Raw genomic sequence first — 23,616 nt, forward strand, 5'->3', positions numbered from 1 at the left:
GCTCCCGGGCTCGCCGCGCGCAGCGCTTGCCCTGCGGTTCTCGCGCTTGCCGCGCAGCGCTTGCCTTGCGGCTCCCGGGCTCGCGGCGCGCAGCGCCTGCCTTGCGGTTCCCGCGTATCGGCCGCGCGCAGCGCCTGCCTTGCGGTTTTCGCGCTCGCCGCGCGCAGCGCTTGCCTTGCGGTTCTCGCGCTCGCCGCGCGCAGCGCCTGCCTTGCGGTTCTCGCGCTCGCCGCGCGCAGCGCCTGCCCTGCGGCTCCCGGGCTCGCCGCGCGCAGCGCTTGCCCTGCGGTTCTCGCGCTTGCCGCGCAGCGCTTGCCTTGCGGCTCCCGGGCTCGCGGCGCGCAGCGCTTGCCTTGCGGTTCTCGCGCTCGCCGCGCGCAGCGCCTGCCTTGCGGTTTTCGCGCTCGCCGCGCGCAGCGCTTGCCTTGCGGTTTTCGCGCTCGCCGCGCGCAGCGCTTGCCTTGCGGTTCTCGCGCTCGCCGCGCGCAGCGCCTGCCTTGCGGTTCTCGGGCTCGCCGCGCGCAGCGCCCGCGCTGCGGTTCTCGGGCTCGCCGCGCGCAGCGCCTGCCCTGCGGCTCCCGGGCTTGCCGCGCGCACTCCAGCCTCGTTGTTCTCCCGCGCTTGCCGCGCGCAGCGCGTGTACCGTTGCCCGCCCGGCCCCGCGTCGAGCCTGCTTTGTTGTTCTTCCGTACCGGCCGCGCGCAGCGCTTGTGCCACCGGCTCTTCCGCGCCGCGCGCAGCGCGTGTGCCACTGCCCGCCCCGTTCCGCGCGTCGCGCCTGCATCGCCGTTCTCCCCACCAGTTGCGTGCAGTGCGGTTGGCGGGTGGGGTGCGTCAGAGCACGGTGTCGTGGGCCGTGAGGGCGGCGTGCAGGGTGAGGAGGTCGGGGCCGCGGGTGGTGTCGAGGCCGGTGAGGTCGGCGGTGCGGCGGAGGCGGTAGTCGACGGTGTTGGGGTGGACGAGGAGGTGCGCGGCGGTGCGGCGGCGGTCGAGGCCGCAGGTGAGGAACGCCCGGAGGGTGTCGAGGAGTTCGGGACGGCCGGTGAGCGGGGCGAGGAGCGCGGCGAGGGCGTCGCGGGCCGGTCCGGGGCGGCTGAGCTGGTATTCGAGCAGGACGTCGTCGAGCAGGTACAGGCCGGGTCCGCGGCCGAGTTGCCGGATCTCGGCGGCCAGCCGGACGGCGTCGGCAACCGCGGCGGGCGGCGCGGTTGTCGCGGCGGCGATCAGCGGTGCGCCGCAGGCCCGGGCGAGCCGTTCGACCAGGGCGGTGAGCGCGTCCCGTTCGAAGGGGGCGGCGGGCAGCAGCACCGTTCCCCCGTCGGCGGCGAGTGCGGCGAGCGGGACGCCGTCCGGGTTGCGGCGCTCCAACTCGGCGCGCAGGCGGCGGAGTTTGCGTCGGGCGGCGACCGAGCGGTTGACGCCGGGGCGGGATTCGTCGGGGTGCGGTCCGATGGCGAGGGAGAGCACGACGTAGCGGGCGGGGAGCCGGATGCCGGCCCGGTCGGCGGCGGTGTGCGGGTCGCCGCCCTCGAGCAGGCGGGAGAGCAGGGCCTGCCGGGCGACCTGTTCGTCGCCGAGTGCGGCCTGCCGTTCCTGTACGTAACCCGCGGCGACCTCGCAGCTGACGGCGTGGAGGTAGCCGAGCAGGCGGTCCTGCGCGGTGGCGATGTCGGGCAGATCGGCGGGTGCGGCGGCGGTGAGCAGGCGGGCGGCGCACAGTTGGGCGCCGAGGTGGTAGGCGCCGACGACGGATTCGAGTGGGACGCCCTCGTCCGCCCGCCGCGCGGACGATTCGCGGATGCGGGCGAGTTCGTCCTCGCCGGGCGGCCGTCCGGTGCGCACGACGTCGGCGAAGGCCCGGATGGCGCGTTCGACCTGGCGGGTGATCTCGCCGCGGAGTTGTTCGGGCGGCAGCGCGTGGTAGGCGGGGAGGCGGTCGAGCAGGCGGGTGGTGACTTCGGCGGCGAGTTCGGGGGCGAGGGCGAGCAGCCGCAGGTGGACCGGGGTGCCGTCGAAGTGTGGTTCGGGGGCGGAGTGTTGGGCGTTGGGCGCGGTCACAATCCACCTCGCGAATCTCTGTGCAGCGGCCCGGCGACGTGGCCGGTCGACGCGTCCATGATGGTTTCCCCGGAGGTTACCTACCCGTAGGTAACTCGCGCGATCCCCCCTCGACCCCCCCGTCAGGTCGCGCCCCGTCCCCCAGCCGGAACCGTCAGAAACGGGAGAGCCATGTACCGAGCCGTAGCCCGGACGATCGCCACCGCCCTCGCCGCCGCCGCTCTCGCCACCGCGGCCCCCGCCGTCACTGCCACGGCCGCCGTCACCGCCACGGCCGCCTCCGCGGCCACGGACACCTTCTACGCGTACGACGGCAGCGCCCCGCTGTCCTCGTTCGCCCCCGGCACCGTGCTGAAGACCCGCACCCTGTCGTACCACCTGCTGGGCATACCGACCCCGGTGCAGGCCGTGCAGCTGCTGTTCCGCACCACCGACGCGCAGGGCCGCCCGTCCGCCGGGGTGACCACCGTGGTGCGGGGGCTGGGCAGTGACGGGTCGAAGGCGGTGTCGTACCAGTCGTTCTACGACTCGCTGAACCCGGCCGACGGCCCGTCCCGGGCGATCGCCGGCGGCCTCACCCTCGGCGGGGCGATCCCCAACGCGGAGGCGCTGTTCGTGGTGCCGTTCGTGCTGCAGGGCTACGACGTGGTGATCCCCGACACCGAGGGCCAGACGGCCGACTTCGCCGCCGGGCCCGAGTACGGCACCACCACGCTGGACTCGATCCGCGCGGTCTCCGCCTCCGCGGCGACCGGCATGAACGCCAACACCCGGTTCGGCCTGCTCGGCTACTCCGGCGGCGCGATCGCCACCAACTGGGCCGCCGCCCTCGCCCCCGGCTACGCGCCGGACGTCAACCGCCGCCTGGTCGGCTTCGCCGAGGGCGGACTGCTGGTCGACCCCGCGCACAACCTGAGGTACGTGGACGGCGGGGTGGTGTGGCCCGGCGTCATCCCGATGGCGATCATCGGCGTCGCCCGCGCCTACGACCTCGACCTGACGCCGTACCTGAGCGACTACGGCAAGCAGGTGTACGCGAAGATGCAGAACGCGTCGATCGTCAACGCGCTCGGCCAGTACCCCGGCCTGACCTGGAAGAAGCTCGCCAGGCCGGAGTACTCCGACCCGAACTCGGTCCCCCCGTTCCTGGCCGCCGTCAACAAGGTCAACCTCGGCTCGGCCGCCACCCCCACCGTCCCCGGCTACCTCGCCCAGGGCAACGCCGGCGTCCTGGAGGGCACCTACTCCAACCTGCCGGGCATCGGCACCGGCGACGGCGTGATGGTGGCCGGCGACGTCCGCGCGCTGGCCCGGCAGTACTGCGCCACCGGCAACGGCCGGATCGCCTACCAGCAGTACGACCTGCTCAGCCACCTCGGCGCGGCCGTCCCGTGGGCACCCACCGCCGTCGGCTACCTGAACGACCGGTTCGCCGGGAAGACCGCGCCCAGCGACTGCGGCCGCATCCCCGCCGGCAACTCGCTCGCCCCCGAGCAGCCCACCCGATAGCCGATGTGACGAAGGGCCCGCCGGGAGCGTCCCCGGCGGGCCCAACGTGCCGACAGCGTCTCAGAGTTCGCGCGGATACAGCTTCGCGGCGCCGCGGATCCGCATCGCCGCGACCACCTCGGTCACGCCGACCACCAGCAGCGCGACGCCGGCCAGGATCGCCAGCGCGGTGATCGAGTGAGCAGGGAACACCATCAGCAGAATGCCCGCCAGGATGTACAGCACGGAGACGAAACCCTGCCAGCCGCGGGCCGGCATCAGCGGGTCCGAAGCCACCGCGGAGAGGTGCGTGATGCCGCGGAACAGCCAGCCGATGCCGATCCACAGAGCCAGCAGCAGGATCGACTGGGCGGCCGACCGGAAGCACAGCAGGCCCAGCAGCACACAGATCGCGCCGCTGACGAACGCCAGCACCCGCAGCGCCGTCGCGACGTGCGTACCGAACGCGGCGACCACCTGCACGATGCCGATCACCACCAGGTACACGCCGAACAGCACGCCGACCACCCACAGCGTCTGCTTCGGCCACACCAGGATCATGATTCCCAGCGCCAACGAGATCAGACCGCCCGCCAGCACCACCTGCCAGGCCATCCGGGCCAGTTGCTGGAACGGTCCGACCAGGCCGGGACTGTCGTCGGTCCGATAGGGGTCTGCCATGGCTCCTCCGGGGTTGCCGCTGCGAACAGGGATCGCTTCCAGCCTCGACGCCCGCCCCGCCTCCGGGCACGGCGGACTACGCCGAACGGGGCAATTTCCCGGTGCGGATCCGATACCGTCTGTTCACCCTGGCGTCCTGACGGGGCGTCTACCATCTGACGCTATGACTGATCAGGGGCGGGGGAGCCCACAGGCCGCAGCCGGCACGGCCGGCACGGCCGACACAGGGGACAGCGGCAGGACAGGACCGAACGGTGGCGGGGATGGGCCGGTCGAGGGGCACTACATCGTCTGCGGCGGCAACTCGATCGCCTACCGGCTGATCCTCGAACTCACCGAGCAGTACGAAGTGCCGGTGGTCGCCGTGCTGCCCGACCGCTCGCGCGAATACGGGCCGGCGATAGCCGAGTTACCCGGTGTGGCGGCCGTACTGGAGTACTCCACGCTGACCGGCGAGGCGCTCGGCGCGGCCGGTGTCGAACGGGCCCGCGGCATCGCGCTGATGGACGGCACCGACCAGGAGAACATCCACGCCGCGATGGCCGCCGAGAACCGCAACCACGGCGTCCGGATCGTGCTGCGCATCTTCAACCAGCGGCTCGGCGAACACCTGGAGAAGCTCCTCCCCAACTGCGCGGCCCTGTCCGCCTCCGCCACCGCCGCACCGGCCTTCGCCAACGGCGCCCTCGGCCGTCCGCACTCCGTCGAGGTCGGCGGACGCCACCTGTACGTCGCCTACGACGAGGAGATCCACAGCAACCAACTGTGCCTGGTCGCCGACCGGATCGACCGTCAGGACCTCACCCAGCTGCGGCTGCTGCCCGACACCGGCGGCCGCGCCGCCGACTTCATCCGGATCGCCGAACGCTTCGGCAGCGGCGAAGGCCCGATCGAACTCGGCCGCCCCGACCTCGCCCCCGCCCCCGAACCCGGCGGCCTCGCCGCCCTGCAACCCCTCGACGCCGAACCGGCCCTCCGCCAGCCCTGGCGCAACCGGGCCAAGTGGTGGCTGCTGGACAGCCTCAAGTACTTCACCAACACCCGGCTGCGGGTCATCCTGATCACTGCCTTCGCCGCCATCGTGGTCGGCGCCGCTGTGCTCTACTACCGCACCCAGCACCCGCCCGGCCTCGGCTGGACGCTCTACTCCACCCTGCTCGACGCGGCCGGCGCCGCCCAACCCGACCTGCCCACCGACCAGGCCCTCGGCGACCCGTGGGCCCGCGCCGCCCAGGTACTGATCACCTTCTGCGGCATCACCTTCGTCCCGCTGGTCACCGCCATCGCCGTCGAAGCCCTCGCCAGCGGACGCCGCGGCCTGCCCCGCCCGCCCGGCGCCCGCACCCGCGACCACGTCATCGTGGTCGGCCTCGGCAACGTCGGCACCCGGGTCGCCACCCTGATCCACGCCACCGGCCTGCCCGTGGTCTGCCTGGAACGCGACCCGCAGGCCCGCGGCATCGCCGCCGCCCGCGCCCTCGGCATACCCGTCCTGATCGGCGACGGCCCCCTGGAGGCCCAGCTCAAGCAAGCCCGGGTCAAGCACGCCCGCGCCGTCGCCGCCGTCACCTCCGACGACGCCGCCAACCTGGAAGCCGCCCTCGAAGCCCGCGCGGTCCGGCCCGAAGTCCGCATCGTGGTCCGCCTGTTCGACGACGACTTCGCCCACCACGTGTACGCCACCCTCGGCAACGTCGCCTCCCGCTCGGTCTCCTACCTGGCCGCCCCCGCCTTCGCCGCCGCCCTGATGGGCCGCGAAGTCCTCGGCACCCTCTCGGTGTTCCGGCACGTCCTGCTGATCGCCGAACTCACCGTCGAGGAAGGCTCCGCGCTGGAAGGCCGCAACATCGGCGACCTGGAATCCACCGGCGGCGTCCGAGTGGTCTCCGTCCGCCTGCAACGCCGCGCCGACGCCTACCAGTGGAACTTCGCCGACCGCTCCCGCCGCCTCACCCCCGGCGACCACATCGTCGTCGCGGCCACCAGGGCCGGGCTGGCCCGTATCATCCAGTAGTCGTGTACGGTCCAACACGACTGTACCCACCGGAGATTGACGGAGCATCAATGATCGGCGCGGTCCTGAACAACAACGTCGTCCTGATCCCGGCCTTCCTGGTGCTGGCCCTGCTGCTCGGCCCCGCCGGGTGGAAGCTCGCCACCCGGCGGAACCTCCCCGGCTGGCCCACCGTGCTGCTCGGTGTCGCCCTGGCCGGCGAACTCGCCGCCACCCTCTACCCCACCGGACCCGGCGGCAGCCAGGACCCGTCCTGCACCTGGGGCGCCGACCTCGCCTTCACCCTCGGCGCCGAACAGGGCCAGCTCAACCTGCTGATGTACGTCCCGATCGGCCTGTTCGCCGTCCTGGCCTTCGGCCGCCCCGCCCTGGTGGCGGTCTCCGTCCTGGCCCTGACCGCCGTCACCGAGACCGTCCAGGGCATGCTCCCGTTCATCGGCCGCGCCTGCGACAGCGGAGACCTCGCCGCCAACGCCCTCGGCGGCCTGGCCGGCGTACTGCTCGGCTGCGCCGTGCGCCTTGTCCAGCGCCGCCGGATACGGCCCGCCAGGCGGGAGTTGGCGTTCGGCTCCGCCCTCGCCGTGGCGCTCGGGGCGCCGGTACTGGCCCTGCACTTCCTGGTGCTGGAGCCGACGGTCGCCATCGGAGCCTCGGCAGCCACCGGCCACCAGCGCGAACTCGCCCTCCGGGACGCCGAGTTGCTGTTCGGCCCCGGTAGCAGGGTGGTCGCGGTGCAGTACGAGCTGGGCGGCCCCGGGATCGAGCGAGTGGTCGTCACCGGCGAGCACCAGTTCTTCACCCTGGATTGGCCGTCCGGGCTGCTGCTCAGCCTCGACGGCGGATTCCTCCCCGACGAGCCCGACCCCGGCCCCGCCACCGAGCAACAGGCCCGCGAAGCCGCCGACCGCTTCCTCGCCCAGTGGTGCCCCGCCGCCACCGGCGAACCTCAGTTCGCCCCCCACGGCGGGCAGGGCGGACGCCGACGCTTCACCTACGCGCTCGGCAGCGGAACGGTCCACGTGGACGTCGATCGGAACAGCCGGGTGGTCGAGTTCCGCCGGGACTGACCAGGTGCTCAGACGATGCCCACCAGCACAATGACCAGCGCGGGCAACGCGATGAAGACCGTCCCGAGGTAGACGGCGAGCACCCATCGGTGCTCGGAGGCGACATGGGCACCCACCCGAGCGCCTTCCGCCACCCCGGAAGCTGCACAGCCTTGGCGCCATCCCCGGCCCCGGAGACATCACCCTCCGCCCGGCCGCTGTCGGGTGCGCCTTCCGTCATGAACCAAGGTAGGAGCACTCACCGAGCACCGCGCGTGGCCGGCCCCACAGCCGTGCGAACGGACGGCCGGCGCCACCGGGGTAGGTTGACGTCCGCCAGTGGTGGCTCACGGAAACAGCAACAGGAGGGGCAGCATGTCGCATCCGACAGACCTTCAGGTGGGGGACGACGTACGGGTCATCGGAGGTCCCTTCATAGACTCCACCGGCCCCGTCCTGGCCGTCGACCACGCGCGGGCCCGCGTGCAGCTGACTGTGGACATCTTCGGCGACCCGACCCGGATCGATATCCCGCTGCCGCACGTTGTGCGGGCCGACTGACGCAGTTCTTCCGGGCCGCGGCCAACGCTGACCACGCCATGGTGATCCGGCTCGACCCCCGAGTGGCTGTGACCACTACCGCTTGCGGGCCAGCAACTGCACCGCCTGCGACCGGTGGCCGTTCATCGTGGCCACCTCGATCCGGCGCTCGTCCACCGGGTCGAAGTCCGAGAGAAGAGCGCGCAGCTCCGCGATGTCGTGGTGCCGACACACCGCACCGTCGTCGGTGGCGAACACCCCGTACGGTGTGCCGAATTTCCGGGCATGGGCGGCGTAGCGGTCGCGGTTTCGTTCGTCGTCCTGCAGAAGCAGGTCGCTGACGTAGAGCAGCCCGCCGGGCGCGAGGACGCGGTTCAGCTCCTCGACCAACGCTTCCTGGGCGTCGCCGTCGGGGACGCATGTCAGCACGGCGAACAGCAGGATCACATCGAAGCTCTCCGAGGCGTGTATCAGGGTCGGCGGGGACTCCAGGACGGCGAAGCGCAGGTCGGGCTGCAACCGCCGGCCCCGTTCGATGAGTGCGGGAGACAGGTCGACTCCGGATACGTCACGGAAGCCGTGCTGGCTCAGCTCGGCCATGACGCGGCCGTATCCACAGCCGTAGTCCAGGACCCGAGCGTCCGGGCCCACCTCTGCCAGCCAGCTGAGATTCACCGGATGGGTGAACATTTTCGTTGCGCCGACGCCGTCCCAGTACGCGATCTGACTACCAAGATCCTTCATGAGTGCAGCTTATGGATCCTTCGGCTCTGAGCGCCCCCGTTTGATCCGCCTCTGAAACAGGCCCGAGTACGGCAGTCGCAGACTACTTCCGCTGCATGGAGAAGTAGCAGGGGTCCAGTTCCTGGGGCTCGCACAGCATGCTCGGGGAGGAGCCCCCGTACACGTCCATGGTTTCGGAGTCGTTCAGGACGATGCTCTGCCCCTGGCCGTGGCCGGATGTCCCTGTGCGGGTCCAGTGCCCCGACAGGTAGACGGGTGGCCGTGTTTCCCAGACCCGGGCCGGGTCTTCGCCGATGAAGTTGGTGCGGTACTGGCCGTCCGGTTGGAGCTCCAGCACCCTGCCGCCGATGCCGGTCCATGTTCCGACGAGGGCCTGGTCGGAGGGGTTTGACGGTGTCCAGCGCTGTTCGGCCTGGTAGCAGGCGAAGCCCCAGCTCGCTCCGGTGGCCAGGAGGGTGGCCCCGGCGAGTGCGGCGGCGGCGCGCTGCCACTGCGCCCGTTCGCGGGCCTTCACTGCGAAGAGGACGGCGACGATCAGCGCCTGGAGCGGCCACAGGAAGGCGAGCAGCATGGCCAGGTCGCACCAGGCCAGCCAGGCAAGGGAGTTGCCACTTCCGCGCACCGACCGGTTGGTCGCTCCGACGAGGCCGGTGACCGCCGTGCCGACGGCCCAGGCCATCGCGATATCGACGTACAGACCGAACCCGGCGGCGTCCGCCGGCTGCGGGCCGCTCCGGTCGAACAGCGCCTCGGCGGCACCCCACAGCAGAACCCCGGCGATCCCGAGGCAGGCGAACGCCCCAAAGGCGAACAGCAAAATGCCGCGCACTGTTCGCACCCAGATCGATCTCTCCATGCAATCCCCCCGGTCAGCACCTGCCCACCAGGAAGGTAGCCCGGATCCACCCAGGGCGACCGAACGGGCCGTCCCTGGTTCAGGATTGTGACCGTAGGGCCGGCTCGGCCGTTTGCCTGATGGTCCTGCTCCCCCCGAGGGCAGAGCAGGACCATCGACGCCCCTACTTGTTGGTGAAGGAGGCCGGCCGCTTCTCCGCGAAGGCGGTCATGCCTTCCTTCTGGTCGGCGGTGGCGAAGGCGGCGTGGAAGAGGCGGCGTTCGAAGCGGACGCCCTCGGCGAGGGTGGTTTCGAAGGCGCGGTTGACGGATTCCTTCATCATGACCGCGGCGGGGAGGGACATCGCGGCGACGGTCTCGGCGACGGAGAAGGCTTCGGGGAGGAGCTGGTCGGCGGGGACGATGCGGGAGACCAGGCCGGCGCGTTCGGCTTCTTCGGCGTCCATCATGCGGCCGGTGAGGCAGAGGTCCATGGCCTTGGCCTTGCCGACGGCGCGGGTGAGGCGCTGGGAGCCACCGATGCCGGGGATGACGCCGAGCTTGATTTCGGGCTGGCCGAACTTCGCGGTGTCGGCGGCGATCAGGATGTCGCAGAGCATGGCCAACTCGCAGCCGCCGCCGAGGGCGTAGCCGGCGACGGCGGCGATGACGGGCTTGCGGAGGCGGCCGAGTTCGTCCCAGGGGCCGAGCCAGTCGTCGAGGTAGACGTCGGGGAAGCGGTTGTCCTGCATCTCCTTGATGTCGGCGCCGGCCGCGAAGGCCTTCTCGGAGCCGGTGATCACCATGGCGCCGATTTCCGGGTCGCGGTCGAAGGCCTTGGCGGCCGCCACCACCTCGGTCATCAGCTGGGTGTTGAGCGCGTTGAGCGCCTTGGGGCGGTTGAGGGTGATGATGCCGACCCGGCCCTTGCGGTCCACCAGGATCGTCTCGTACTCGGTCATCGCCGCAAATCCTCTCCACGCTGAGCGGAACACTGACGGTGGATACGATCTCGGAACGCCGCCCCGGATGCCAGTCTCGACAGGCGAGACGATGGTCACCTCGGCAAAGACAGGTCTCCGCCCTCGGGGGTCACGAAGAAGCGTGCGACGTCGTCGGTGGTGACCTCGGAGAGCGACGCGGGGCTCCAGCGCGGGTTGCGGTCCTTGTCGACGACCTGCGCCCGGATGCCCTCGACCAGGTCGTGGTGGGTGAGGGCGGCGCAGGAGATCCGGTACTCCTGTTCGAGGGTGGCGGCCAGTGAGGGCAGGGAACGGGCCCGGCGCAGGGCGGCGAGGGTGACCTTGAGCATGGTGGGGGACTTGGCGAGGAACTGTTCGACGGCTTCCTTGGCCTCGGGGAGGCCGGTGGCCTGGAGGCGGTCGAGGATTTCCTCGATGCTGTCGGCGGCGTAGCAGTGGTCGATCCACTCGCGCTGCGAGGCGAGTTCGGACGCGGGGGCGGGCTGGGCGAGAGCGGCGGCCTCGGCCACGGGATCGGAGGCGGAGAGCAGGGAGGGCAGCGCGGAGGAGGGGACGAAGTGGTCGGCGAAGCCGCAGTACAGTGCGTCGCCGGCGGTCATGGTGGCGGCGGTGAGGCCGATGTGGGTGCCGAGTTCACCGGGGGCGAGGGCGAGCAGGCGGCTGCCGCCGACGTCGGGGACGAGGCCGATGCGGGTTTCGGGCATGGCGACGGCGGTGCGTTCGGTGACGATCCGGATCGCGGCGTGCGCGGACAGGCCGACGCCGCCGCCCATGGTGATGCCGTCCATCAGCGCGAGGTACGGCTTGGGGTAGCGGGAGATCAGCTCGTTGAGGGGGTACTCGACGCGGAAGAACGCCCGGCCGCCGGCGCCGCCGAGCTTGGCGTCGTCGTGGATGGCGCGGATGTCGGCCCCGGCGCACAGCCCGCGTTCGCCGGCGCCGGTGAGCAGAACGGCCGAGATCCGGTCGTCCGTGGCCCAGGCGTCGAGCGCGGCGCGGACGGTCTCCAGCATGCCGTGGGTCAGCGAGTTGAGGGCGCGTGGGCGGTTGAGGGTGATCCGGCCGGTGCGGCCGGTCCGCTCGATCAGCACGTCCTGCGGGGTGTCCGTCATTGCTGCCACCGCTCCGTCCCGGAAAGTTCGAGAAAAGTACGACGATCTTCCGGTGCACGGTACCGGGCCGGCTCGGTCAAGGAGCGGGCGGGACTCTCACCCGAACAGCGGCGAGCTGCGGGCGCGCCGTTGACGCACCCGCAGCCCACAGAGAGACAGATCAGCCGACGATCTGCCCGGTGACCTCGCCGAAGCCGACCCGCAGCCCCCCCGGGCCGGGGGCGGTGGCGCTGATGGACACCTCGTCGCCGTCCTCGAGGAAGGTGCGGGTGGTGCCGTCGGGGAACTTGAGCGGGTGCTCGCCGTTCCAGGTCAGTTCGATGAGCGCGCCGCGGGTGTCCGGCTCGGGGCCGGAGACCGTGCCGGAGGCGTACAGGTCGCCGGTGCGCAGGCTGGCGCCGTTCGCGGTGAGGTGGGCCAGCTGCTGGGCGGCGGTCCAGTACATGGAGGCGAACGGCGGGCGGGAGATGGTGCGGCCGTTGAGCGCGACCTCGATCGCCAGGTCCAGGCCCCAGGGTTCGGCGTCGCGGTCGTCGAGGTACGGCAGCGGCTCGACGTCGCGGGCCGGCGGGGTGACCCGGGCGTGCTGCAGGGCCTCCAGCGGGACCACCCAGGGGGAGACCGAGGTGGCGAAGGACTTGCCGAGGAACGGGCCGAGCGGCACGTACTCCCAGGCCTGGATGTCGCGCGCCGACCAGTCGTTGAGCAGGCAGACACCGAAGACGTGCTCGGCGAAGTCGGCGAGCGCCACCGGCGTGCCCATGGCGCTGGGCGTGCCGACGACGAACGCGACCTCGGCCTCGATGTCGAGGCGGCGGCTCGGCCCGAACGAGGGAGCCGGGTCCGCGGGGGCCTTGCGCTGGCCGTGCGGGCGGGTCACCGGGGTGCCGGAGACCACGATGGTGCCGGAGCGGCCGTGGTAACCGATCGGCAGGTGCTTCCAGTTGGGGGTGAGCGGCTCCGAACCCGGGCGGAAGATCTTGCCCAGGTTGGTGGCGTGGTGCTCGGAGGCGTAGAAGTCGACGTAGTCGGCGACCTCGAACGGCAGGTGCAGCCGGACGTCCGCCAGGTCGAGCAGGCAGGGCTCGACGGCCGCCCGGTGGGCGGGGTCGGTGAGCCACTCGGTGAGCGCGGCGCGCACCGACTGCCAGGTCGAACGGCCCGCCGCCATCAGCGGGTTGAGCGTCTCGGCGGCGAGCAGATCGAGCAGCTCGGACGGGCTGCCGACCGCGCGGGCAGCCGCGCCGGCGTCCAGCACCTGCTCGCCGATCCGCACGCCGATCCGCCGGCCGGGCCAGTCGGGGGCGGTGAACACGCCGTAGGGCAGGTTGTGCACGCCGAACGGCGAGTCCGCGGGCAGATCGAGCCAGGTGGTGGTGGTCAAGAGTTCTCCAGGAGGCCGAGTCGGGCGAGGTCTTCCAACGGCTCGGCGATGCTACAGGTGCCGAAGGCGGTGAACGCGGAGCGGATCCGCGCGGTCTGGTGCTCCGTCAGCGACTGCACGGCGGTCGCCAGCCGGGCCCCGTCGCGCTCGGCGAGCAGCTCGGTGGCCTCGTCCCGGTCCGAACTCCCGGCCGCCAGCAGCACGTTGAGGAAACCGTGGTGCTCGTAGCCGGTGCCCAGGTCGGTGTGCCGGACGGCGTGGTGCAGGCCGGCCGTGCATTTGTACGCCAACTCCCGCTCGGCGCACGCCACTTGGAAGGAGGCGAGCTCGGCGACGCTCGGGAACGCCGCGAAACTCAGGCCGCCGGTCCGGTACTTGGCGCGGTAGCGGGTGCCCGCCAGGGCGTCCAGATCGGAGAGCGTGAAAGAGCGCGACACCTCGACGGCCGCGCCGACGCCGTCCGGCAGCAGCGCGTCCAGCTCCGCCACCGCCGCCCGCACGTCCTCGCCGGCCAGGTACTCCACGCCCGCCAGCGGCAGGCCCGCCGCGGCCTTCAGCGCCTCCGCCAGCCGGCCGGTCGGCACCGTCACCACGATCGGGAACTCCGGTGCCGCCGAAGCGAGTTCGTCCAGCTTGTCGATCGGCGCGAGCAGCGGGCCGACCGCCCCCGCGTACGGGGCGGCGCGGTGCGTCCGGTGCGCGGGGACGGCCTCGGCCAGCGGCAGGTCGCCGGGCGGGAAGACCGCCGCGTCGTCGAAGAGCCCCCGGTACAGCTCGGGTACGTTCATCGCCTCGCCCAGGTCCATGCGTAGTTCGGGTCCTCGCTGGCGGTGGCGGCCTCGCCGAGCTCCAGCGGGCGGAAGGTGTCCACCATCACCGCCAGCTCGTCGAAGAACTCCACGCCGATCGAGCGCTCGTACGCGCCCGGCTGCGGGCCGTGGGTGTGGCCGCCCGGGTGCAGCGAGATCGACCCCTGTCCGATGCCGGAGCCCCTGCGGGCCTCGTAGTTGCCGCCGCAGTAGAACATCACCTCGTCGCTGTCCACGTTCGCGTGGTAGTACGGGACGGGGATCGACAGCGGGTGGTAGTCCACCTTGCGCGGCACGAAGTTGCAGATCACGAAGTTGTTGCCCTCGAACACCTGGTGGGCCGGCGGCGGCTGGTGCACCCGCCCGGTGATCGGTTCGAAGTCCGCGATGTTGAAGGCGTACGGGTAAAGGCAGCCGTCCCAGCCCACCACGTCGAACGGGTGGTCCGGCACGGTGTAGCGGGTGCCGGCCACGCCGCCCGGGCCGCGGTGCTTGACCAGGACGTCCACCTCGCCGCCCTCGACCAGCAGCGGGCCCTCGGGGCCGCGCAGGTCGCGCTCGCAGTACGGGGCGTGCTCCAGCAGCTGCCCGTACTTGGAGAGGTAGCGGCGGGCCGGGGTGATGTGGCTGTTCGCCTCGATGCAGTAGGCGCGCAGCGGCTCGTCCCCGGTCGGCACCCAGCGGTGCGTGGTGGCCCGGGGGATGATCACGTAGTCGCCCTGGCCGACCGTCAGGGTGCCGAAGACCGACTCCAGTACGGCGGTTCCCGACTCGAGGTACACGCACTCGTCGCCCAGCCCGTTGCGGTACAGCTCGCTGGGCGCGCCGGCCGCGACGTAGGAGATCCGCACGTCGGCGTTGCCGAGCACCAGCCGGCGGCCGGTGACGACGTCCGCCGACTTCCACTCCTGGCCGGGGAACAGCTCGTGCAGCTTCAGGTGACGGGGGAGCAGCGGCAGGTTGGCGGTGGTGGACTGGTCCGGCAGCTCCCACACCGCGGCGGCCGTGACCGCCGACGGGATGTGCCGGTGGTACAGCAGCGAGGAGTCCGAGAAGAACCCCTCCTCGCCCATCAACTCCTCGTAGTAGAGGCCCCCTTCGGGGGTGCGGTGCTGGGTGTGCCGCTTGGGTGGCACCGAGCCCAGCTGCCGGTAGTACGCCATCGTCCCGCTTCTCCCTCGTCGCCCTGGTTACCGACTGCCCGTCAGAGGTTGCCGCGCCGGTCCTGCTCGCGCTCGATCGCCTCGAAGAGCGCCTTGAAGTTGCCCTTGCCGAAGCCCAGCGAACCATGCCGCTCGATGAACTCGTAGAAGACGGTCGGCCGGTCGCCGATCGGCTTGGTGAAGATCTGCAGCAGGTAGCCGTCCTCGTCGCGGTCCACCAGGATGCCGCGGGACTTCAGCTCCTCGATCGGGACGCGGACCTTGCCGATCCGCTCGCGCAGCTCCGGGTCGTCGTAGTACGAGTCCGGGGTGTTCAGGAACTCGACGCCGCGCGAGCGCAGCACGTCGACGGTGGTGAGGATGTCGTTGGTGGCCAGCGCCATGTGCTGGCAGCCCGGGCCGGTGTAGAACTCGAGGTACTCGTCGATCTGCGACTTCTTCTTCGCGATCGCGGGCTCGTTCAGCGGGAACTTCACCCGGTGGTTGCCGCTGGCGACGACCTTCGACATCAGCGCCGAGTAGTCGGTGGCGATGTCGTCGCCGACGAACTCCGCCATGTTCACGAAGCCCATCACCCGGTTGTAGAACGACACCCACTCGTCCATCTTGCCGAGCTCGACGTTGCCCACCGCGTGGTCCAGCGCCTGGAACAGCCGCTTCGGCGCGCCCTCGGGGCGGACCACGGTCGACTCCTTGGCGACGTAGCCCGGCAGGTACGGGCCGTGGTAGCGGGAGCGGTCGATCAGGGTGTGGCGGGTCTCGCCGTACGCGGCGATCGCGGCGCGGCGGACGGTGCCGTGCTCGTCGGAGACATCGTTCGGCTCCTCGAGGATGGTGGCGCCCTGGGCGCGGGCGTGCTCGATGCACTTGTCCACGTCCGGGACCTCCATGGCGAGGTCCACGACGCCGTCGCCGTGGCGGCGGTGGTGGTCCAGCAGCGGGCTGTCCGGCAGCACGCCGCCCTTGATCACGAAGCGGCAGGAGCCGGAGCGCAGCACGAAGGCCTTGCGGTCGCGGCGGCCGGTCTCCGGGCCGGAGTAGGCGACCAGTTCCATGCCGAACACGGCCTGGTAGAACTGCGCCGTCTGGGTGGCGTTGCCGACCACGAAGACGACGGCGTCCTGGGCGGTCACCGGGAACGGGTCGGTCGAGGCGTCGTACTCGACCAGGCCCACCAGAGTGCGCAGCTGCTCGGCCGTCAGTCCGGCCGCCAGCTCCTCGGGAGTCAGTTCAACAGCGGCGTCGGTGGTCATTGGTGCATTCCTCCACGTCGAGTCGGGTTGCGAGGAGCTTCCTCCAGCTCGGTGAGGTGGGCAACAGGTCCGATTCCGGCTGCTCAATGTGTACAAGATGAGCAGCTCGGGGCCGGTCCCACTGGGCGGATTGCTCAGTGTTCCGGCCGGTCCCCTCCAGGTTGACGCACCGTGAGGTGTCCGGCGAACCACAGCGCGGCCAGGTCGGCGACCGCCTCCAGCGCCCCCGGCTCCTCGAACAGGTGGCCCGCACCGGGGATGACCTGCAGCTCGCTCTCGCAGCGCAGCTCGGAGCGGGCCTGCCGGTTCAACTCCACCACGTCCTGGTCCGCGCCGCCCACGATCAGCAGCGTCGGCGCCGTCACCAGCGGCAGCCGGGCCCGCGCCAGGTCCGGGCGGCCGCCGCGGGAGACGATCGCGCCCGGTTCGGCGTCCCGCTCGGCCGCCGCCCACAGCGCCGCGGCGGCGCCGGTGCTCGCCCCGAAGTAGCCGAACGGCAACCCCGCCAGCGGCGGGTGGCGGCGCACCGTGCGGGTCGCCTCGGCGAGGCGGCCGCCCAGCAGGCCCGGGTCGAACACCTTCCAGCGGTCCTCGGCCTCGCTCGGTGTCAGCAGGTCGAACAGCACCGTGGCCAGGTTCTCGCGGTGCAGCCGCTCGGCGACCTGCCGGTTGCGCGGGCTGCGCCGGCCGGAGCCGCTGCCGTGCGCGAACAGCACGACGCCGATGGGGTGTTCGGGCACCGCGATGGCGGCCGGGCCGGTCGGGAAGGCCAGTTCGTGGGTGGCCACCGTCAAGTGCCGCGGCCGGTTCGCCTGTTCGAGCGCCGCCAGCACCTCGTCGTCCGTGGTCTGCCGGAAGTCCTGGTAGAACTCGCCGACGGCCATGAACCGGGACGGGGTGTGCACCGCGACGAACGCGTCCGCCGCACCGGCCAGCCGGGACGTCCAGTCGGACGGGGCGACCGGCACCGCCAGCACCACCCGCGCCGCGCCCCGGGCCCGCACCAGCCGGCAGGCCGCCAGCGCCGTCGAACCCGTCGCCACCCCGTCGTCCACCACCAGCACGGTGCGCCCGGTCAGCGGCACCGGCGGCCGGCCCTCCCGGTACGCGGCGGCGCGGCGGGCCAGCTCGGCGCGCTCACGGGCCTCGACCGCCGCGAACTGCTCGGGCGTGATGCCGGCCATGTCCACCACGGTCTGGTTCACCACCCGGGCGCCGTCCTCGCCGACCGCGCCCATCGCCAGCTCCGGCTGCTCGGGCACCCCCACTTTGCGGATCACGCACACGTCCAGCGGTGCCCCCAGGGCCGCCGCCACCTCCACCGCCACCGGCACCCCGCCGCGGGGCAGCGCCACCACGACGGCGTTCCGCGCGTCGGCGGCCCTGGCGGGGGTGTCGGTGAGTGCGGCGGCGAGTCGGCGTCCCGCTTCGGTCCGGTCGGTGAAGTGCATGGGCGAACCTCTTCTCCGTTCTCCACCGTACGCGCGCGGGGAGGGAGCGGAGAGGTCGGGACGGCAGGGCACAGAACAGGACAGAACGGGTGATAAGTAAAAAATAAGGATTAACCGGCCGATAGCGTTAGTTTCACCTCAGACCGGGTACCGGCCAAGTGGTTTCGCATTGGCCTGACAACGAGGAGGTGATCCAGGTGTCTACCCAGCTGCCGTCGGGCATGGAGCATCACCCGGACATCCTGGAGATGCGTGAACACGCCGAACGGGCGACATCCACGAACGCGGGGCAGGGGACGGAGGCACTGGCGATCTGCGCCGGTCTGTTCCTCGCCATCTCGCCGTGGGTGGTCGGCTTCAGCGGCTTCACCAACCTGGCTATCAGCAACCTGGTGCTCGGTATCGCCTACACCGTCCTGATGGCGGGCTACGGCCCGGCATGGGGCCGCACGCACGCACGCGCCTGGGCCTGCGCGGTCATCGGCGTGTGGACGATCATCGCGCCCTGGGCCGTCAACGGCGGAGCTCACGTCCGCCGGACCATCCTCACCAACACGATCACGGGCGGCGTCATGACGCTGCTGGCCCTGGCCGCGGTCGGAATGGTGTTCGCCGGAGCTTCCGGCGCGGCCTCGCGGCGACGGCACTGACGCGTCGCGTGACCAGACGTCCGCCCCGGCCCATCGCCGGGGCGGACGTCTGTTCGCAGGCCCTTACGCGGGCCGGGTCATCCGCAGCACGTCGAGCGCCTCGTCCAGCTGGGCCTCGGTGAGCAGACCGCGATCCAGGTAGCCGCGCTCCACCACGACCTGGCGGATGGTCTTGCGCTCGGCGAGGGACTGCTTGGCGACCTTCGCCGCCTCCTCGTACCCGATGTACCGGTTGAGCGGGGTGACCACCGACGGGGAGGACTCCGCGTACTCGCGGGTGCGCTCCGCGTTCGCGGTGATGCCGGTGACGGTGCGGTCGGCCAGCAGGCGGGCCGCGTTCGCCAGCAGGCGCACCGACTCCAGCACGTTGCGGGCGATGACGGGGAGCATCACGTTCAGCTCGAAGTTGCCGCTCGCGCCGGCCACCGTGACGGTGGTGTCGTTGCCGATCACCTGCGCGGCGACCATCAGCACCACCTCGGGCAGCACCGGGTTGACCTTGCCCGGCATGATCGAGGAACCCGGCTGCAGGTCCGGCAGGTTGATCTCGCCCAGGCCGGTGCGCGGGCCGGAGCCCATCCAGCGCAGATCGTTGGCGATCTTGGTGAAGCCGGTGGCCACCGTGCGCAGCTGGCCGCTCAGTTCGACCAGGCCGTCGCGCGCGCCCTGCGCCTCGAAGTGGTTGCGGGCCTCCGTCAGCGGCAGCCCCGTGGCCCGGGCGACCTCGGCGATCACCGCGGCGGAGAACCCGGGCGGGGTGTTGATACCGGTGCCCACCGCCGTTCCGCCGAGCGGCAGTTCGGCGGCCCGGGGCAGGGTGGCCGTCAGCCGCTCCACGCCGTAGCGGACCTGCGCCGCGTACCCGCCGAACTCCTGGCCGAGGGTGACGGGCGTGGCGTCCATCAGGTGCGTGCGGCCGGACTTCACCACCTCGGCGAACTCCCCGGCCTTCGCCTCCAGCGCCCCCGCCAGGTGCTCCAGCGCCGGGATCAGCTCGTGCGCCACGGCCCCGGTGGCCGCGATGTGGATCGAGGACGGGAACACGTCGTTGGACGACTGCGAGGCGTTGACCTGGTCGTTCGGGTGCACCGGGCGGCCCAGGCGCTCGCTCGCCAGGGTGGCGATCACCTCGTTGGTGTTCATGTTCGACGAGGTGCCGGAGCCGGTCTGGAACACGTCCACCGGGAACTCCGCGTCCCAGCGGCCCTCCGCGACCTCCTCGGCCGCCGACCGGATCGCTGCCGCGACCGGCTCCTCCAGCACGCCGAGGCGCGCGTTCACGGTCGCCGCCGCCGCCTTGATCCGGGCCAGCGCCGCGATGTGGGCGCGCTCCAGGCGCTGGCCCGACACCGGGAAGTTCTCGACCGCGCGCTGCGTCTGCGCCTGCCACTTGGCCGCGGCCGGCACCCGCACCTCGCCCATCGAGTCGTGCTCGGTCCGCCAGCCCTGCTCGTTCTTGCTGTCCGCCATGGTTGGGACACCTCCTGGTCCCGTCAGCCTTCCACGGGCCCCGGGCATTCCCGCGGCTGCGGACGTGTGTGTCGGCCCGCGCCATCCCCCACGGTGGCGCGGGCCGACGCGGCATCAGCCGTGGTAGGAGGCGATGACCTTGGTGAACGCGTAGGCGGACTGGCCGATCCCGCTGCAGGTGTCGCCGGCGGAGGTGCCGGACGGGCACGGGCGGTCGCGGTTGACCGCCCAGAAGGTGAACCGGGCCAGGTGGTGGGCCTTGGCGTAGTTCAGCATGGTGGTGAAGTCGGCGGTGGAGACCGTCTCGTCGGCCTCGTCGGTCTTCCCGTTCATCGAGGAGATCCCGATGTGCTTGTACGCCGTCGCCGAGTCGTAGCCGTAGGCGCTCGCCACCGCGTTCTTCAGACCGTCGGCGGCCTGGGTGGAGACGGTGCCCATCGCGCCGCTGTGGCCGCCGAAGTCGAACGGCATGACGGTCCAGCCGTCCACCGCGAGGCCGGCCGCCGCGCCCTTCTTGATCAGGTCGGTGCCGGTGGAGTCCGGGCCGGAGGGCGTGGTGCCGAAGGTGACGTACACCTTCAGGCCCGGGTTGTTGGTCTTGACGGTCTTCAGCGCGCTGATCACCCGCTGCCGGACCGTCGCGTTGGACGCCTCGGTGTTCTCGATGTCGATGTCGATCGCCTTCAACCGGTAGGCGTCGATCACCTTCTGGTACGCGCCGGCCAGCGCGGAGGCCGAACTGCACTTCTCGCCCAGCTTGTTGCCGTCCCAGCCGCCGAACGAGACCAGCACGTCGCCGCCGGCGGCGCGGATCGCGTCGATGGTGCGCTGGTCGCTGCCGCCGGTGAGCGCCCGGGAGCCGTCCCACTTCGGGTTGCAGCCGCCGTCGGAGAGCATGAAGGCCAGCGTGAACTGGGTGGCGCCGGTGGCCCGCATCACCTGCACCGGGTCCTGCGGGCTGCCCCAACCCAGGTACTCGTAAGGGGCGTTGAGGCCGACCGGGTCGGGGGAGGCGGCCTGCCCGGCCGGGGCCAGGGCGAGTGCGCCGGCCGACAGCGCGGCGGTGACGGCGAGGGCGAGCAGCGGACGGGCGGGGGCGGGGATGGCCATGGGTCACCGTTCCGGGAGTCGCGGACGCGGCGGGGCGAGGGGTCGCCCGACCGCTCAACTGTTAGGAAAGTTTCCTGATCTGACAGGGAATCAGCTCGCCCTGACCGCGTCAAGACTCCGGGCCCGACGGGCGGCATACTCCTCGGTAGCCCGTTCCGCGCAACCCTCCGAGGAGCCCGCCCGATGGCCACCACCCCCGACTCCGCCTCCCGCCGCCCCGACCCGCTCGACCTGCTCGGCGTCGACGAACTGCTCACCGACGACGAGCGGTTGATCCGCGACACCGTGCGCGCCTTCACCGACCGGCACATCCGGCCGCACCTCGCCGACTGGTTCGAACGAGGCACCTTCCCGGTCCGCGAGATCGCCCCCGAACTCGGCAAGCTCGGCGTCCTCGGCATGCACCTCGACGGCTACGGCTGCACCGGCTCCACCGCCACCGAGTACGGCGTCGCCTGCATGGAACTCGAGGCCGCCGACTCCGGGCTGCGCAGCTTCGTCTCGGTGCAGGGCTCGCTCGCCATGCGCTCCATCCACGCCTTCGGCTCCGAGGAGCAGAAGCTGCGCTGGCTCCCCGAGCTGGCCGCCGGACGGGCCGTCGGCTGCTTCGGCCTGACCGAACCCGAGGTCGGCTCCGACCCGGCCGCGATGCGCACCCGGGCCCGGCGCGACGGCACCGACTGGATCCTCGACGGCGCCAAGATGTGGATCACCAACGGCTCGGTCTCCGACGTCGCCGTGGTGTGGGCCGCCACCGAGGACGGCGTGCGCGGCTTCCTCGTCCCGCAGGGCACCCCCGGCTTCACCGCCCGCGACATCCCCGGCAAGCTCTCCCTGCGCGCCTCCGTCACCAGCGAACTCGCCTTCGACGCCGTCCGCTTGCCCGCCGAGGCGATGCTGCCCGACGCCCGCGGCCTGCGCGCCCCGCTCTCCTCGCTCGGCGAAGCCCGCTACGGCATCCTGTGGGGCACCGTCGGCGCCGCCCGCGACTGCTTCCGGGCCGCCGTCGACTACGCGCGCGACCGCGAACAGTTCGGCCGCCCCATCGGCGGCTTCCAGCTCACCCAGCAGAAACTCGTCGACATGGCCCTCGAGTTGGAGAAGGCCTACCTGGTCGCCGTCCGGATCGGCCGTCTCAAGGACGAGGGCCGCGCCCAGCCCGCCCACATCTCCTTCGGCAAGCTTAACAACGTCCGCACCGCCCTGGAGATCGCCCGCACCGCCCGCACCATCCTCGGCGCCAACGGCATCACCACCGCCTACCCCGTGCTGCGCCACGCCAACAACCTCGAATCCGTCCTCACCTACGAGGGCACCTCCGAGATCCACACCCTGGTCCTCGGCGAGGCCATCACCGGCGAGTCCGCCTACCGCTGATATTCGCTGGTCAGAGCCCTGGCGCGCCCCCTACGGTGACGACATGACGACGCACCGGCCCCCGACCACCACCCTCTGGCGCCCCACCGGCCCCAAGGAACTGGCCCTGGTCGCCGCCTCCGGCTGGCGCGCCTGGCCGCCCCGGCTGCCCGAACAGCCGATCTTCTACCCCGTCCTGAACGAGGACTACGCGATCCGGATCGCCCGGGACTGGAACGTCCCGGCATCCGGCGCCGGGTACGTCACCCGCTTCGAGGTCGAGACGGAGTTCCTCAAGCGCTACCCCGTGCAGCAGGCCGGCGGCCGGACCATCCTCGAACTGTGGGTACCCGCCGAGGAGCTGACCGAGTTCAACCGGCACCTGGTGGGGCAGATCGAGGTCGTCCACGAGTTCCGCTGAAGGGGATCGGTCCATGGACGTGACAACAGCGTTGGACAGCGTGCTGCAACAGGCGCACCTGGTCCGGGTGAGCCCCGTGCCCGGGTCCGGGCTGGACGGAGAGCTCCGGGTGGATCTCTCCGACCCGGCGGAGTCGGCCCGGCTCAGGACGGTTATGGCCGTGGAATCGCTGCCCGGGATCCAGTGCATGTGCCTCGGTGACGTCCGCTTCGAGGTGTTCGACCGGAACGGTGGGCCGCTCGCAGTCCTCTTCCTGCACCACGGGGCGACACTGAGGTGGGACGAGTGGGAGAGCGACGCCGTCCTCACCGACGGCCGCCCGCTCCTCGCCTGGCTGGCCGGGCACGGCATGCCCGGCCCCATGCGGCAGTTCGAGGCAGACCGGCGACAAGCGGAGAAAACGGCCGAGGAACAGCACCACTGGCTGGCCGCGATACCCGCCGGACTGGAGGAGACCGCCGACCGGATCCTCGACCTCTCCCGCACCGGCCGCATGCCTTCCCCCGAACTGCTCGCGGAACTCACGGACCGACTGCAACTGACCTTCCCCGACCCGGTGGAGCGAACGCTGGCCCTGCTCGCCTGGCACGGCGCCGGCAGCGGGCGCTGCTCCGGCTACCCCATCCACGAGGACGTACCCGGCCAACTGCTCGCCGACGTCCCGATCACCGACCTGCTCGCCGCGCTGACCGACCCGCGGGCCGACGAGCGGCACGACGCGGGGGCCGTCCGGCACCTGGTGGGCTGGAAGACCCGCCCCCGCCAGAAGCGGGACCTCGCCCGTGTGCCCGTAGCGCTGCGCGCCCGACTGCTGGCGCACGCCCGCCGCTCCGGAGACTCCGACAAACAGGGCCGCGCAGAACGGTGGTTGACGCCCCGGCGGGCCTGACCGGGCATCTCGTCCCTGGATCCATGTCAGGGCCTGGGTCCCCCTTGTGGGTGGGGTGGTCTCCGCCGGAAGTCGGGGCGCGGTGGGCGGGGGGTCAGCCTGCGGGACGATCCAGGTCGGTACCTGGTGCGCATGGGCGGGGGGCCGGGGCGGGGCCACC

General features: G+C 71.9%; 21 protein-coding genes and 1 pseudogene. 8 read left to right on the forward strand and 14 right to left on the reverse strand.

Annotated elements, in window-relative coordinates:
* Positions 1 to 717, reverse strand: a pseudogene (locus ACFYST_RS03075) (hypothetical protein); the annotation flags it as partial.
* Positions 718 to 834: 117 nt separating this feature from the next.
* Positions 835 to 2,058 carry a PucR family transcriptional regulator gene (locus ACFYST_RS03080; RefSeq protein WP_387859468.1) on the reverse strand — a complete coding sequence of 408 codons (1,224 nt, stop codon included), beginning with the start codon at positions 2,056 to 2,058 and terminating at the stop codon, positions 835 to 837.
* 171 nt (positions 2,059 to 2,229) lie between these two features.
* Here ACFYST_RS03080 and ACFYST_RS03085 point away from each other — a divergent pair, with 171 nt between their 5' ends.
* Positions 2,230 to 3,567: a lipase family protein gene (locus ACFYST_RS03085; RefSeq protein WP_387859469.1), complete on the forward strand. Its 1,338-nt coding sequence runs from the start codon at positions 2,230 to 2,232 to the stop codon at positions 3,565 to 3,567.
* Between the two features lie 60 nt (positions 3,568 to 3,627).
* Here the strand turns inward: ACFYST_RS03085 and ACFYST_RS03090 are convergent, their stop codons facing one another.
* Positions 3,628 to 4,227: an HdeD family acid-resistance protein gene (locus ACFYST_RS03090; protein ID WP_387859471.1), complete on the reverse strand. Its 600-nt coding sequence runs from the start codon at positions 4,225 to 4,227 to the stop codon at positions 3,628 to 3,630.
* Between the two features lie 163 nt (positions 4,228 to 4,390).
* Here ACFYST_RS03090 and ACFYST_RS03095 point away from each other — a divergent pair, with 163 nt between their 5' ends.
* The 3 genes from ACFYST_RS03095 (at position 4,391) to ACFYST_RS03105 (ending at position 7,848) form a co-directional block, all read left to right on the forward strand.
* Positions 4,391 to 6,241, forward strand: coding sequence for an NAD-binding protein (locus ACFYST_RS03095; RefSeq protein WP_387859473.1), 1,851 nt, complete (start codon positions 4,391 to 4,393; stop codon positions 6,239 to 6,241).
* A 50-nt stretch (positions 6,242 to 6,291) separates the two neighbouring features.
* Positions 6,292 to 7,308 carry a VanZ family protein gene (locus tag ACFYST_RS03100; protein ID WP_387859475.1) on the forward strand — a complete coding sequence of 339 codons (1,017 nt, stop codon included), beginning with the start codon at positions 6,292 to 6,294 and terminating at the stop codon, positions 7,306 to 7,308.
* A 354-nt stretch (positions 7,309 to 7,662) separates the two neighbouring features.
* On the forward strand, positions 7,663 to 7,848 hold the full coding sequence (locus tag ACFYST_RS03105) for a KOW motif-containing protein (RefSeq protein WP_387635121.1): 186 nt from the start codon (positions 7,663 to 7,665) through the stop codon (positions 7,846 to 7,848).
* Positions 7,849 to 7,923: 75 nt separating this feature from the next.
* Here the strand turns inward: ACFYST_RS03105 and ACFYST_RS03110 are convergent, their stop codons facing one another.
* From ACFYST_RS03110 to ACFYST_RS03150, 9 genes are all read right to left on the reverse strand, one after another.
* Complete coding sequence (locus ACFYST_RS03110; protein ID WP_387859477.1) at positions 7,924 to 8,571, reverse strand: class I SAM-dependent methyltransferase; 648 nt, start codon at positions 8,569 to 8,571, stop codon at positions 7,924 to 7,926.
* Positions 8,572 to 8,653: 82 nt separating this feature from the next.
* Entirely contained in the window at positions 8,654 to 9,409 is a 756-nt protein-coding gene (locus ACFYST_RS03115; protein WP_387859478.1) for a hypothetical protein, read from the reverse strand.
* A 181-nt stretch (positions 9,410 to 9,590) separates the two neighbouring features.
* Entirely contained in the window at positions 9,591 to 10,367 is a 777-nt protein-coding gene (locus ACFYST_RS03120; protein ID WP_387635113.1) for an enoyl-CoA hydratase, read from the reverse strand.
* 95 nt (positions 10,368 to 10,462) lie between these two features.
* A complete protein-coding gene (locus ACFYST_RS03125) occupies positions 10,463 to 11,500 on the reverse strand; it encodes an enoyl-CoA hydratase/isomerase family protein (RefSeq protein ID WP_387859479.1) in 1,038 nt (345 codons plus the stop codon).
* A 160-nt stretch (positions 11,501 to 11,660) separates the two neighbouring features.
* A complete protein-coding gene (gene fahA / locus ACFYST_RS03130; protein WP_387859480.1) occupies positions 11,661 to 12,884 on the reverse strand; it encodes a fumarylacetoacetase in 1,224 nt (407 codons plus the stop codon).
* Complete coding sequence (locus ACFYST_RS03135; RefSeq protein WP_387859482.1) at positions 12,881 to 13,690, reverse strand: hypothetical protein; 810 nt, start codon at positions 13,688 to 13,690, stop codon at positions 12,881 to 12,883. Before ACFYST_RS03135 ends, fahA begins: the two co-directional genes overlap by 4 nt.
* Positions 13,669 to 14,856, reverse strand: a complete 1,188-nt coding sequence (locus tag ACFYST_RS03140; protein ID WP_387859484.1) for a homogentisate 1,2-dioxygenase — start codon at positions 14,854 to 14,856, stop codon at positions 13,669 to 13,671. Before ACFYST_RS03140 ends, ACFYST_RS03135 begins: the two co-directional genes overlap by 22 nt.
* A 41-nt stretch (positions 14,857 to 14,897) precedes the next feature.
* The gene (hppD, locus tag ACFYST_RS03145) at positions 14,898 to 16,109 is read right to left on the reverse strand and encodes a 4-hydroxyphenylpyruvate dioxygenase (protein WP_387635100.1); all 1,212 of its coding nucleotides are present in this window, start codon (positions 16,107 to 16,109) and stop codon (positions 14,898 to 14,900) included.
* Between the two features lie 134 nt (positions 16,110 to 16,243).
* Positions 16,244 to 17,560 (reverse strand): phosphoribosyltransferase family protein, encoded by a 1,317-nt coding sequence (locus tag ACFYST_RS03150; RefSeq protein WP_387859485.1) that lies wholly within the window; start codon positions 17,558 to 17,560, stop codon positions 16,244 to 16,246.
* A 197-nt stretch (positions 17,561 to 17,757) separates the two neighbouring features.
* Between ACFYST_RS03150 and ACFYST_RS03155 the strand changes: the two genes are divergently transcribed.
* Positions 17,758 to 18,210 carry an SPW repeat protein gene (locus tag ACFYST_RS03155; RefSeq protein WP_387635096.1) on the forward strand — a complete coding sequence of 151 codons (453 nt, stop codon included), beginning with the start codon at positions 17,758 to 17,760 and terminating at the stop codon, positions 18,208 to 18,210.
* Positions 18,211 to 18,273: 63 nt separating this feature from the next.
* Here ACFYST_RS03155 and ACFYST_RS03160 read toward each other — a convergent pair whose 3' ends face one another.
* Both ACFYST_RS03160 and ACFYST_RS03165 read right to left on the reverse strand, forming a co-directional pair.
* Positions 18,274 to 19,680 (reverse strand): class II fumarate hydratase, encoded by a 1,407-nt coding sequence (locus ACFYST_RS03160; protein WP_387859487.1) that lies wholly within the window; start codon positions 19,678 to 19,680, stop codon positions 18,274 to 18,276.
* Between the two features lie 114 nt (positions 19,681 to 19,794).
* On the reverse strand, positions 19,795 to 20,790 hold the full coding sequence (locus tag ACFYST_RS03165; RefSeq protein ID WP_387859489.1) for a chitinase: 996 nt from the start codon (positions 20,788 to 20,790) through the stop codon (positions 19,795 to 19,797).
* A gap of 183 nt (positions 20,791 to 20,973) precedes the next feature.
* Between ACFYST_RS03165 and ACFYST_RS03170 the strand changes: the two genes are divergently transcribed.
* The 3 genes from ACFYST_RS03170 to ACFYST_RS03180 are packed head-to-tail and all read left to right on the forward strand — an operon-like array spanning position 20,974 to position 23,456.
* A complete protein-coding gene (locus ACFYST_RS03170) occupies positions 20,974 to 22,167 on the forward strand; it encodes an acyl-CoA dehydrogenase family protein (RefSeq protein ID WP_387859490.1) in 1,194 nt (397 codons plus the stop codon).
* 43 nt (positions 22,168 to 22,210) lie between these two features.
* Complete coding sequence (locus ACFYST_RS03175; protein ID WP_387859491.1) at positions 22,211 to 22,567, forward strand: hypothetical protein; 357 nt, start codon at positions 22,211 to 22,213, stop codon at positions 22,565 to 22,567.
* Between the two features lie 13 nt (positions 22,568 to 22,580).
* Positions 22,581 to 23,456, forward strand: a complete 876-nt coding sequence (locus tag ACFYST_RS03180; RefSeq protein WP_387859492.1) for a hypothetical protein — start codon at positions 22,581 to 22,583, stop codon at positions 23,454 to 23,456.
* Positions 23,457 to 23,616 lie beyond the last annotated feature (160 nt).

This window comes from Kitasatospora sp. NPDC004614 (genome assembly GCF_042873675.1).
Taxonomy (GTDB): domain Bacteria; phylum Actinomycetota; class Actinomycetes; order Streptomycetales; family Streptomycetaceae; genus Kitasatospora.